At 51.3% G+C, this 11494-nt stretch carries 9 protein-coding genes; 3 read left to right on the top strand and 6 right to left on the bottom strand.

Features of this window, described 5'->3' with window-relative positions; genetic code table 11:
- Positions 1–264: 264 nt before the first annotated feature.
- The 3 genes from HMPREF2572_RS10900 to HMPREF2572_RS10890 form a co-directional block, all read right to left on the bottom strand.
- Positions 265–816 (bottom strand): hypothetical protein, encoded by a 552-nt coding sequence (locus HMPREF2572_RS10900; protein WP_070498582.1) that lies wholly within the window; start codon positions 814–816, stop codon positions 265–267.
- Positions 817–1008: 192 nt separating this feature from the next.
- Positions 1009–1698, bottom strand: coding sequence for an SMI1/KNR4 family protein (locus tag HMPREF2572_RS10895; protein WP_070498580.1), 690 nt, complete (start codon positions 1696–1698; stop codon positions 1009–1011).
- A gap of 80 nt (positions 1699–1778) precedes the next feature.
- Positions 1779–3719, bottom strand: a complete 1941-nt coding sequence (locus tag HMPREF2572_RS10890) for a PEP/pyruvate-binding domain-containing protein (RefSeq protein WP_070498585.1) — start codon at positions 3717–3719, stop codon at positions 1779–1781.
- 162 nt (positions 3720–3881) lie between these two features.
- Here HMPREF2572_RS10890 and HMPREF2572_RS10885 point away from each other — a divergent pair, with 162 nt between their 5' ends.
- Entirely contained in the window at positions 3882–4826 is a 945-nt protein-coding gene (locus HMPREF2572_RS10885) for a hypothetical protein (RefSeq protein WP_070498578.1), read from the top strand.
- Between the two features lie 268 nt (positions 4827–5094).
- On the opposite strand, the gene HMPREF2572_RS10880 is transcribed toward HMPREF2572_RS10885, so the two are convergent.
- On the bottom strand, positions 5095–6027 hold the full coding sequence (locus tag HMPREF2572_RS10880) for an AEC family transporter (protein ID WP_070498576.1): 933 nt from the start codon (positions 6025–6027) through the stop codon (positions 5095–5097).
- 237 nt (positions 6028–6264) lie between these two features.
- On the opposite strand from HMPREF2572_RS10880, the gene HMPREF2572_RS10875 reads away from it, so the two are divergent.
- A complete protein-coding gene (locus HMPREF2572_RS10875; protein WP_070498574.1) occupies positions 6265–7578 on the top strand; it encodes an NCS2 family permease in 1314 nt (437 codons plus the stop codon).
- Positions 7579–7732: 154 nt separating this feature from the next.
- Here the strand turns inward: HMPREF2572_RS10875 and HMPREF2572_RS10870 are convergent, their stop codons facing one another.
- A complete protein-coding gene (locus tag HMPREF2572_RS10870) occupies positions 7733–8017 on the bottom strand; it encodes a TM2 domain-containing protein (protein WP_070498571.1) in 285 nt (94 codons plus the stop codon).
- Positions 8018–8321: 304 nt separating this feature from the next.
- On the bottom strand, positions 8322–9131 hold the full coding sequence (gene zupT, locus HMPREF2572_RS10865) for a zinc transporter ZupT (protein WP_070498568.1): 810 nt from the start codon (positions 9129–9131) through the stop codon (positions 8322–8324).
- 502 nt (positions 9132–9633) lie between these two features.
- Between zupT and HMPREF2572_RS10860 the strand changes: the two genes are divergently transcribed.
- A complete protein-coding gene (locus tag HMPREF2572_RS10860) occupies positions 9634–11340 on the top strand; it encodes a molecular chaperone HscC (protein ID WP_070498566.1) in 1707 nt (568 codons plus the stop codon).
- Positions 11341–11494: the final 154 nt, after the last annotated feature.

Here is an 11494-nt window from a genome sequence, read left to right as displayed (position 1 = left end):
TTGGCGGCTTCGGAGGCGGTGAAAGAACGAACAGAGAGTGAGGGGGAGAAACGGGTGAAGGTGAGGTGGTAGGATTGGCGGGCAGTCATGATGTTGATTTTAAAGATGACAATGAGGTTCGTATGGTAACTTGAACGTCATCAACGGTAAAGCAAATGGGATAAACGGTAGAAAGGTCGTCTGAATGGAGGTTTTTCAGACGACCTTGATAGATGTTTGGTTTCCAAGCCCAATCTACGCTTTTCTAATTTAAGATAATCCGAATCATGATAGTAAGCTTTTTAGCCACTCAATGAACCGATCAAACCAACTTCCTTTATTTTCCTTTAAAGATTTCTGTTCAGATTGGTTAGGAACCCTATCTACACATTCACCTCTAATATAATCTTGAACCCTAAAATGACCATTTTGATCTTTTTTAAGGCAAATTGTATCTCCAAAACCAGTGAAATTCGGCTCTATCCTTAATTGTTCATTTTTATTTGGATCAGGACGCAGCCTAATTGCATAAACTTGCCTATCTTCTAATTTTAGATTTGGAAAGTTTGAAGAATTCAACATAATACATTTTTCTTTAGTCGGGTAATTTTCTTCAAATGTTGCCTCATAGAGCATGCTATCCATACTTTCTGAAAAAACTTGAGATATATCTATGAAATATGCACCAATCAAGCCAGTTTTTTCAATATAAAGGCAAGGATTATTATTAACCATCCTGATGCTAACTACACCATCTGCATCAGGGGCTTTGGAAAAAGCATTACAATTAAATGTAAATAACAAAATTGACAATGCAGAAAATAGTTTTATGTACATAGAAATTCCAAGTAAGCAAAACAGCTATTGTAACGAATACGAAGCAAAGGTCGTCTGAAAACTTTCAGACGACCTTTGTGAAAGTTGGATCTCCAATTCAACCTACGCCTGTTATGTAATTAATGCGGTGTTTTCTTACATCTTTTTTCTTTCGTATTTTTATCCTGATTTAAAGCGAAACCAATATACCCGCTAGTCGTAGTCGAAAGGTTCGAATTCTTCGTCCAGCCGCTCGCATGAGATGAACTGTTGCTCGGCGGCTTTGGTTTCTTCGTCACTCAACATGAACAATCCGCCCCATTGGTCTTTTTGATAGGGTTTTTGATAGGTTTGTCGGAGGAATTCATATTGTTCGGCGGAGAGGTAGGGGCGGTGGCTTTCCAATTGGGCAAACAGTTGCCCGCGGTAGTCTTCGGGAGAGGTATCTTCTTCGGGGAAATAGTCCGCTTGGGCTTGGAGCAGCCTGCGGAAGATGAAGTCTGCTAAGTTTGCGGCTTCTACTACGCTGAAGTCGTCGTGATACAGGCGTGTGATACATGGTTCGCCTTCTTGGCGGTAGTCGAATGCGTAGTAATCGCCGTTGCCTGCTTCAGCAAAGGCGATGAGTTTGCCACGGTATTCGGGTTTCAAACTCATCCATTCACTGTCGTCGCATAGCTGTTCGTTGATTTCCTGCAATTCGTCGGTGTGAGGCAGTTCAAATTCCGAGCCGACCAGCAGCAGGGGCGGATGTTCGAGCAACTTGGGAAAAGTGTCGCTATACCAGTTTCTGCCAGCCTCTCCCCAGTCCAACATGCCGTCGGCAGCGAGGCGTTTGTATAGGTTGGGCAGGGAGATGCCGTATTGTGCTTCGGTTTGGCTGATAAAATCCTGATAACTCATGATGTTTCCTTTGCTGGACTGATTTTGGTTTTGAACTTCATTGAAGCTGCGTTTTCAGACGACCTCTTCCCTTTCCCATTTTACCGTCCGCCGTTTAAATAAGGCCTTGCCTGAAGGATGACGAGTTTTCCGCCTGCGAAAGCCCATTCTATGTCTTGTTCGCCGTTGCCGAAAAGCTGTTTGATTTGCTGTCCGGCTTGGTCGAGGCGGCGGATTTGGTCGTGGTTCATGACGTTGCCGCCGGTTATCGGTACTTCCCTGACGCCGCCGTTTTCATCCAGTTGCAGTGCGGTGGTTTCGTTGGAGGAGCTGAGGCGTTGTACTGAGTCGTTGCGACGGTTGTAAACGGCTTGTTCCGCCACCCGTTTTCCTTCGACTACGCGAATGCCCAGCCCGCGTTTGGCGGCGATGTAGGAAGTGTTTTTCTGCGCGGTATCGTAGGGATTGACGGTAACGAGTACGCCGGAGAGGTCGGCATTGATGCTTTGTTGGACGAAGACGCTCATTTTCACGCTGTCGTGCGGCAGTCCGGCGATGCGGCGGGCTTCGTACGCGCTGTAATTGAAGACGGAAGCCCAAGATTGTTTCACTGCTTCCGCCAGCGCGTTTTCGCCGGTTACGTTCGGCACGGTGGTGTACAGCCCTGCGCCGCTGAAATTCGGCAGGTCTTCGGAATTGGACGAGCTGCGGACGAACACGCCTTTGCTGTTTAACTGGCTGCGCCATTGTTCCGCCCAGGTGCGTTTCCATTCGGACGGGACTTCGGCATCGGTAATTTTTTTCTGCAATGCGAGCAAGGCGGTGCGGCGTTTGCGGTTGTCGCCGCCGCTTTGCGTTTCGATTTGCGCCAGTGTTGCCGCGTTGATGCCGAGTTTGTCCATCATGGCGCGGTAGTAGGCGAAGGGGATGCAGAATCCGTCGGGGACGTTGCTGCCTGCGATATGGGCGCGGATATGGCCGAGGTTGGCGGCTTTGCTGCCACAGTAGCGGCTGTCTTCACGGCGCAAGTTGGCAAGCGGCCGCAGGTTGTAATCGGCAGTGTCGGGCTGCGGCAGGGAGAGGCCGTCTGAAAATGTTTTGGCGGCTGTGTTTCGGTTGGTTTGGGCGACTCGGTATTGTTTTGCGTCGGCTGCCAATTCGATGCGGCGTCCGATATAGGGGGAGAGGATTTTTTCCGCGTCTTTAAGGTAGATGTTGGGAATGCCCCAGCCGCGCGCCAAGACGTTCACATGCGACAGCGCGGTGGACGGTTTTTCGCTGATGATGCCTGCTACGGGCGGCAACACCAGCGGCACTTCTTTCAAGATGATGATGTCGTCCGCACCGACATCGTAAAGGTCGTCTTCCTGAGTGATGACGCGCAATGTGCCTACCGCTTTCCCCCTGTGCAACGGTAAATAAGGGAAATTCTGTATCAGGCTTTCTTGGGTTACAAAGGAGACTTTGCTTTGCGCGGCAACGGTTTCCTGCCACAGGGAATTGGTTTTGTAGCGCAGCGGGGCGAAGAAACTGTCTTTCAGACGGCCTTCTGCCAATTTCAGCAATTCGGGCGTGATTTTGTCGCCTTCCCAAAATTCGTAAACGTATTCTTGAGTGCTGTTCTGCCAACTGATGGTGCCGAACAGGAAGCGGCGGTTCGGGCTGCGGTATTGTTCGAACAATTCTTTACGCGTCGGCATCGGTTTCAAAATCTCGGCGAGATAGTTTTCGTGCAGACGGTATTTCGGTGTATTGATGTAGTCGGTGCGGTTGTTGTCTTCGCGGTCGATAAGGAAGAGGACATGCGGGATTTCGTATTCGCTGTCTTGTTCGTAAACGCGCGAAAGCAGGTCGAAATCGGCGCGGCTGCGGATAGCGGGCAGCGCGGGCGTTTGCGTTTTGACCGGCGTGGCGGCTTGGCGTTTGTCGGACTCAAAATAAGAAGGCTTGCGCGCGGTCGGCGCGGCGGTATCTACGGCTGCGGAGTCGGGTTGGCAGGCGGCGAGCAGGAACAATAGTGAGAGGCAGACGCTGGTTTTCATGATAATGGCAATGAGAAAAAAACGGATTGTAGCAACAAAAGGTCGTCTGAAAATCAAGCCTGATTCTTTTTTCAGTTTGTACTGCTAGAATCCCAACTTCATTTCCAGCCTGTCGTTTTCAGACGACCCGCCACATTTCTTCGAACAAGCAGGATACAAAACATGAATAAAATCGGATTATTTCTCTCCTTTGCGTTCTTCGCCGCCGCCTCCCTTTCCACGGCAGAAACCGTACACTCATCCGGCAAAGGGCGGGCACAGGTCAAGAAGACGGAAATCACGCAGCGGCATACAAAACAAACGGACGGCAAGCCGCTTGCCGACGGCTTCGGCAGCCTGTCGCGCCAAGATGCGCGCGTACGCGAAATCCTGAGTTTGGTTGCACCTGACGCAGACGTGGAAAAACTGAATATGATGTCGCTGCGGCCTTGGAAAAACGGCCTCCAAGTCGCGCTGGTGTGCCTGAACAAACATCCGCTTGGCGATTTTTACCGCGAAAACCCGAATCACTACGCGCAATGCGGAGCCGACTCGGGCAACCCTGTCGCTCAAATGACCCTTGCCGTGCTGACAAAGGATGCCGATGGCAAATTCGCCCTTGCCGCCACGCCTTATACTGAACGTTATGATTATGAAGAAAAAGACGAATTTTATCCGTCCCCCAAACCTGCTCTGGAAGGGAAGCGGCAGTTTGTCGTACAAATCCCCGATGGCGGTTTGCAAATCGGGCTGCCCGCCCGTCTCGATTTTGCCGCTTATCGCCTGAACGATAAAACCGATGCCTTCGGCCTGCGCTTACAGAACACGGTTGGTTATGCAGGAGGCGGCAGCTTGGAAGAGTTTATGGTGCTGTTTGCCATTATTGAAGGTCGTCTGAAACCCGTTTTGAACGCCAACACCTTTACGCTTGAAAACATTGCCGGCAGCTGGAATAAGGACGGTACACGCCAACATGATGTATATACCGACACATACATCCTGAAAATGTCGCCGCAGCAGCATCATGGATTTTACGACATCATTTGGCAAGCGAAGGGCATGAAAAACGGCGAACGGAAAATCTACCGCTGGGATGCAGAAAAGCAGGAGTATGGCAGTTTGGAATAGCGGCGCTGTCGGTTGCCATACAGGATGGCGTATCGGCGGCAGGCATCATGCGAAAGCAGTCGGTACGGTGTTTTGCCTGATTGGGAATCCAATCGCTTTCGGTTTTGAGGTGCGCTGCCGCTTGCATAGTGGATTAACTAAATCAGGACAAGGCGTTTAAAGTTAATCCACTATATATTCCGTCCGTCATGATGGGAATAACAACAAAAGGTCGTCTGAAAACCCAGTTCGAGGTGTTTCAGACGACCTTTTTCTTGACCCAACCCTTTCAAACCATCGCTTGATACAACGCAATCATCATCGGCATGGTAATGACGCACAGCAGCGTCGTGATGCCGTAAATCGCGCTGGCTTTACGGGCGCTCTGACCATAAACCATCGCCATTTGGGTAACGGTGGACGCGGCGGGGCTGACGGTGGCGAGGAAGCTGATAAGGACGACGGTATCGCTGTGCCCGCCGAGATGCGCGATGCCCGAAATTTTGACAAACACCAGCAGAATCAGCGGGATAAGCATCAGACGCAGGAAGGCGACAAGGTAAATCCGTTTGGAGAGGACGATTTCTTTAAGCGGCAGCGAGGCAATCAGCATTCCGGCAACGAGCATGGCGACGGGGCCTATCATGCCGCCGACGGTGGCGAGCGTGTTGTCGATGATGTGCGGCAGTTTGATTTGGAAGGCAAACATGAACACGCCGATAAAGATGGATAGGATGTTGATGTTGGTGAGTACGGTTTTCCACGCAAGATTGCCGCGCCCGCAAAGCAGCAGGCGCAAGTGCGTCCAGAAAAGGAACATTTGGACGATGATGAAGCCGCTGGTGTAAATCACCCATTGCGGTCCGAAAATGGACATCACCAGCGGAATGATGAGATTGCCGGAATTGGTGTAAACCGTGGCGGCGTGTTCGAGCGTATCGAGCTTAAACAGGGTTTTGAAAAGCCTGCCCAGCGCGATCAGCAGGATGTGGAACACGACCGCCAAGGCGACCGAGAGTTTCAACCCGTCAATGATGTCGGGCGTGTTCTCGATTTGGAAGGCGTGAATCATCACCGACGGGCTGATGAGGTAGAGCGCGATGACGGAGAGCGTGCGGCTGTGTTCGGAATTCAGAAGCTTGGATTTCACCAACGCCATGCCCATCAGGACAATCAGGGTCAGCTCGGTGATTTTGCCGGCAAGGAGCAGGGCGGTTTCCATGAGTGTGGCACATTTGGGGAAAACGGAAATTTTACGCTTGAGCGCCAGTGCGGACAATGTATTCGGAACATGGTTTCAGACGACCTCCCGCCCTGCCCTGTCCTCATTCACGCGCAGATGCGGCAGAAATGACTGCGTGTTGCCTTCGGCAAAATGTTGACAATTTTTCACCCGACAGCAAGGTGTTTTCAGTATAATACCGCCCGCAAATTTCCTTTTTTTTGAAAAGCATAAATCATGACTACTTCAAATCAAAATGTGCTGGAGCGTATATTCAATTTACGCGCAAACGGCACAAATGTGCGCACGGAGCTGATGGCAGGTCTGACCACCTTCCTCGCCATGTGTTACATCATCATCGTCAATCCGCTGATTCTCGGCGAAACGGGCATGGACATGGGCGCGGTATTCGTCGCCACCTGTATCGCTTCCGCCATCGGCTGCTTCGTGATGGGCTTCGTCGGTAACTATCCGATTGCGCTCGCGCCGGGTATGGGTTTGAACGCCTACTTTACTTTCGCCGTCGTCAAAGGCATGGGCGTACCCTGGCAGGTGGCTTTGGGCGCGGTTTTCGTTTCCGGCATCATTTTCATTTTATTCAGCTTTTTCAAAGTGCGCGAAATGCTGGTGAACGCGCTGCCTATGGGTTTGAAAATGTCGATTGCCGCCGGTATCGGGCTGTTTCTGTCGCTGATTGCACTCAAAGGTTCCGGCATTATCGTTGCCAGCGACGCGACTTTGGTGAAACTGGGCGACATCCACCAACCCGTCGCGCTCTTGGTGCTGGCGGGCTTCGCTATGGTGGTGGCTTTGGGTCATTTCCGCGTCAAAGGGGCGATTATCCTGACCATTCTGGCAATCACAGCCATTTCCACCCTGCTGGGTTTGAGCGATTTTAAAGGCGTGGTCGGCGAAATTCCGAGCATCGCGCCGACTTTCATGCAGATGGATTTCAATGGTCTCTTTAAACTCAGCATGATCAGCGTGATTTTCGTTTTCTTTCTGGTTGATTTGTTTGACTCCACCGGCACGCTGGTCGGCGTTTCCCACCGCGCGGGCTTGCTGGAAGACGGCAAACTGCCTCGTCTGAAACGCGCCCTGTTCGCCGACTCGACCGCCATCGTCGCCGGCGCCGCCTTGGGTACGTCTTCAACCACGCCGTATGTCGAAAGCGCGGCGGGTGTTGCCGCAGGCGGTCGCACCGGTCTGACTGCCGTAACCGTCGGCGTATTGATGCTGGCGTGTCTGATTTTCTCACCGCTGGTGCAGAGCATCCCCGGTTTCGCCACAGCGCCTGCGCTGCTCTACGTCGGTGCGCAAATGCTGCGCAGCGCGCGTGAAATCGACTGGGACGACATGACCGAAGCCGCTCCCGCCTTCCTGACCATCGTGTTCATGCCTTTCACCTACTCGATTGCCGACGGCATCGCCTTCGGCTTCATCAGCTACGCCGTGATCAAACTCTTGTGCAACCGCGTCAAAGACGTGCCGCCTATGGTGTGGATAGTCGCCGTATTGTGGGCGTTGAAATTCTGGTATCTGGGCGGCTGATGCCGTTTTCAGGTTAGCCGTTTCATTCCCCGCAATAGCAAAAGGTCGTCTGAAAATTTTCAGACGACCTTTTTTGTTTTTTAAGATGCAATGAATATTTGAAACTTCGCACTATCGGTCCGCTCAATATTCAAAGGCATCAATCAGCCAATGCTTAAAACCATTCTTTCTTGCCGACAACATAAACTTGTTCAAATTCTTCCGGCGTAGATGTCAGGTATTTAAAGATGTCGAAGAGAGATAAACCGACAACAGCTATCAAAGCAGGATAGACAAAAAACATACCTACCACGCCAATCGCCAAATAGATGATACCGGCTTTGTTTAAGCCCAAATAGAATTTATGCGCCCCGAAGCAACCTAAAAAGAACGCCAAAGCTGCGGCGATGATGCGTTTGTTGGTAGTAGGAAGGGATTGCAGAGGTGTATTTTCGGACATTTTTTCTCCAAACGGATAGTCAAAATTAAGAAAGTGTTTTTAAGTATAGCAGAATAATGATATTAATTTCACATAGATTCTATTTTTATTGAATAATAAACCTATAAAATTTCGTAAATTTATGTTGCAAAAACCCTAATTCACGGCTGAAATATGCGATTTTATATACATTTTTAGCATATTATACTTACTACCTTTATTTATCTTTTCGATTTATCCGCATTCCTTAGCCAACCCGCCCTGCTTAAAGTTTCAGACGACCTCGGCACTGCGTTTGACTCTGCCGCGCCTGTCTAGTTCAGTTTTAAAAATGAAACAACACCAAACTCAGGGCAATCACCGCCATGCCCGAAGTCAGGCCGTAAACGGTTTCGTGTCCGTCGGAATAACGCTTGGCGGCGGGCAGCAATTCGTCCAACGCAAGGAACACCATCACACCCGCAATCACGCCGAACACTGCGCCGAACACGAAAGGCGATAAAAACGGCTTGAGCATGGTGTAGCCCAAAACCGCGCCCAAAGGTTCGGCAAGCCCTGAAGCAAGACAGGCGAGGACGGTTTTTTTGCGGTTGCGGGTGGCAAAATAAACGGGGGCGGCAATGGAAATGCCTTCGGGAATATTGTGTATCGCAATCGCGAGCGCCAGCGGCATCCCGACGGCGGGGTTTTCCAGCGTGGCGAAAAACGTTGCCAAACCTTCGGGAAAGTTGTGCGCGGTAATCGCAAACGCCGCCATCATGCCGACGCGGGCGATGTGGCGGCGTTTGTTTTCCTGAAAGGCGGGATCGTGCGGGTCGAGCGTTTCATGCGGGTTCGGCACGATGCGGTCAATCAGCGCAATCGCCCCCATGCCCGCCAGAAAAGCCAGCGTTGCGGCGGCGAAGGCTTTGTCTTTGTCGTAAACCTGCGCGAAGGCTTCGCTGGATTTGTTGAAAATCTCCGTCAGCGACACATACACCATCGCCCCGCCCGCAAACGCCAAACCGAACGACAATACGCGCGGGTTGGGCGTTTTGGAAAACATCACCAACCCGCTGCCCAATACGGTGAACAATCCGGCGGCGAGGGTGATGCCGAAGGCGGTGATGAGGTTGGTTGAGCTGATATCAGGCATCGTCTTAAGTCGTTAACACAATAAAGAAATCAGCCTAACATATTTTCCTAAATTAGAGAATAATTATTATTTTTATTTGTATTGTTAGAAGCAAGAAAGATTAGAAGTCTCCGGCAAAGACACCCCCTACGCCCCCTTTCCTTACCCAATGGCAACGCAACCCGCCATCCGCCTACCTAAAATGCCGCCAGATTTTCCATATAAATGAAAGAAATGTTATGATTTTGCAATCTTCCCTATTTCAGACGACCCCATGTGAATGACGTGAAAGGTCGTCTGAGTTATAGTGGATTAACTTTAAATCAGGACAAGGCGACGAAGCCGCAGATAGTACATCAGGACAAGGCGATGAAGCCGCAGATAGTACAGATAGTACGGAACCGATTCACTTGGTGCTTTAAGCACCTTAGAGAATCGTTCTCTTTGAGCTAAGGCGAGGCAGCGCCGTACTGGTTTAAAGTTAATCCACTATACATTCAAACCCCACCGAAACGAGACATTCATGACCCTGCAAATCGGTATCGACTTAGGCACGACCAACAGCCTGATTGCCCAGTTCCACAACGGCGAAACCCGCCTGATCCCCAACCAACACGGCCATTTTCTGACACCGTCGGTCATCAGCGTCGCCGAAGACGGCAGTATCCTGACCGGCATCGCCGCACGCGAACGCCTCTCCACCGCCCCGACGCTGACCGCCTCGGCGTTCAAGCGATTTATGGGAACGGATAAAACTTTCCATTTGGGCAAGCGCACGTTCCGTGCCGAAGAATTGTCCGCGCTGATTTTAAAAAGCCTGAAAGAGGATGCGGAAGCTTTTTTGGGGGAACCGGTATGCGATGTCGTTCTGACCGTTCCCGCCTATTTCAACGCCATCCAGCGTCAGGCAACGAAAAACGCGGCGCAAATGGCGGGTTTGAACGTCTTGCGTTTGCTCAACGAACCGACTGCCGCCGGTCTGGCTTACGGCTTGCAGGAAAAACCCGATGACACGCGCTTTTTGATTTACGACTTGGGCGGCGGGACGTTTGACGTATCCGTACTCGACTATTTCGACGGCGTCGTCCAAGTATCCGCCAGCGCGGGCGACAACCATTTGGGCGGCGAAGATTTCGTCAACGTGCTGCGCCAGTGTTTCCTGAAAAAATGCACGACACTGACGTCGTCTGAAAGCGACAAACTGGCGCAAAACAGCGAATTGTGGCAGGCATTGGAAACCGCCAAACGCAAACTCGGCGAAGACATGCAGGCCGAAATCCGTTTCCATGACGGCGAGACGGTTCACACCGCCGTCATCAGCCGCGAAGAATTCCAAGAAGCCGCCACGCCCTTAATGGGCCGCCTGCGTCAACCGCTGGAACGCGCATTGCGCGATGCCAAGCTGCACCCTTCGCAAATCGACGGCATCATTTTGGTCGGCGGCGCGACGCGGATGCCGATGATCCGTCACTCCATTGCCCAATTGTTCCGCCGCATCCCGCTTGTTTCGGTCAATCCCGACGAAGCCATTGCACGCGGCGCGGCGGTGCAAGCGGCGCTGATTGCGCGTAACGAAAGCGTGGAAGAAGTCGTCCTTACCGACGTGATGCCCTTCTCGCTCGGCACGGAAGCCGGCATGGACATCGGCGACCAATACGTTACCGGACGGTTTTTCCCGATTATTGAACGCAATATGCCCGTTCCCGTTTCGCGCGTCGAAACGTTCATTACTTCCCACGACGGGCAGAAAGTGATCAGTGTCGAAGTTTTGCAGGGCGAATCCATGTTGGCGAAAGAAAACCTGAAACTGGGCGAACTGTCGGTCAACGTCCCGCCCAAGCCGAAAGGTCAGGTATCGATAGACGTCCGCTTCAGCTACGATGTCAACGGGCTTTTGGAAGTCGATATCAGCAACCGCGACCTGAATCTGCACATGAATCAGGTTTTCCGTCAAAACAGCCAAAGCCTGACGCCTGAAGAAATCGAAGCCTCCCTGCGCAAACTCGCCGCCTTGAAAATCCATCCGCGCGACCAGCAGCACAATATCTATCTACTAGAAAAAGCCAAACGCCTATACGAAGAATTTCTCGGCGACAACCGGCACATCATCGCTGCGGAAGTGGCGCGTTTTGAAGCCGTATTGGAAACGCAGGACGCAATCGTCATCCAGAGGGCGCAACAGCAATTTAGCGAATTTTTAAACCGTTTCGACGGCGGCTGGCTGCTGTAAGCACATCGCTTTTTTTACCGAACACGCCGGACAATCAAACATAAAACCCATTAGAAACAAAAAATTATGCGACACCGGCAAAAATAAGTTGACACACTCCAACGGCATCCATATAATGCACGGCTTATCGGGTCGTTAGCTCAGTCGGTAGAGC

It is taken from the genome of Neisseria sp. HMSC064E01 (genome assembly GCF_001808875.1).
GTDB lineage: Bacteria > Pseudomonadota > Gammaproteobacteria > Burkholderiales > Neisseriaceae > Neisseria > Neisseria sicca_A.
The sequence above is the reverse complement of the archived record's forward strand: the minus strand, read 5'-3'. Positions and strand labels throughout refer to the sequence as shown.

Bases quoted from the DNA above. Each gene is read 5' to 3' on its own strand.
- HMPREF2572_RS10900 (WP_070498582.1), bottom strand. From the start codon at position 816: ATGTACATAAAACTATTTTCTGCATTGTCAATTTTGTTATTTACATTT.
- HMPREF2572_RS10895 (WP_070498580.1), bottom strand. From the start codon at position 1,698: ATGAGTTATCAGGATTTTATCAGCCAAACCGAAGCACAATACGGCATC.
- HMPREF2572_RS10890 (WP_070498585.1), bottom strand. From the start codon at position 3,719: ATGAAAACCAGCGTCTGCCTCTCACTATTGTTCCTGCTCGCCGCCTGC.
- HMPREF2572_RS10885 (WP_070498578.1), top strand. From the start codon at position 3,882: ATGAATAAAATCGGATTATTTCTCTCCTTTGCGTTCTTCGCCGCCGCC.
- HMPREF2572_RS10880 (WP_070498576.1), bottom strand. From the start codon at position 6,027: ATGGAAACCGCCCTGCTCCTTGCCGGCAAAATCACCGAGCTGACCCTG.
- HMPREF2572_RS10875 (WP_070498574.1), top strand. From the start codon at position 6,265: ATGACTACTTCAAATCAAAATGTGCTGGAGCGTATATTCAATTTACGC.
- HMPREF2572_RS10870 (WP_070498571.1), bottom strand. From the start codon at position 8,017: ATGTCCGAAAATACACCTCTGCAATCCCTTCCTACTACCAACAAACGC.
- zupT (WP_070498568.1), bottom strand. From the start codon at position 9,131: ATGCCTGATATCAGCTCAACCAACCTCATCACCGCCTTCGGCATCACC.
- HMPREF2572_RS10860 (WP_070498566.1), top strand. From the start codon at position 9,634: ATGACCCTGCAAATCGGTATCGACTTAGGCACGACCAACAGCCTGATT.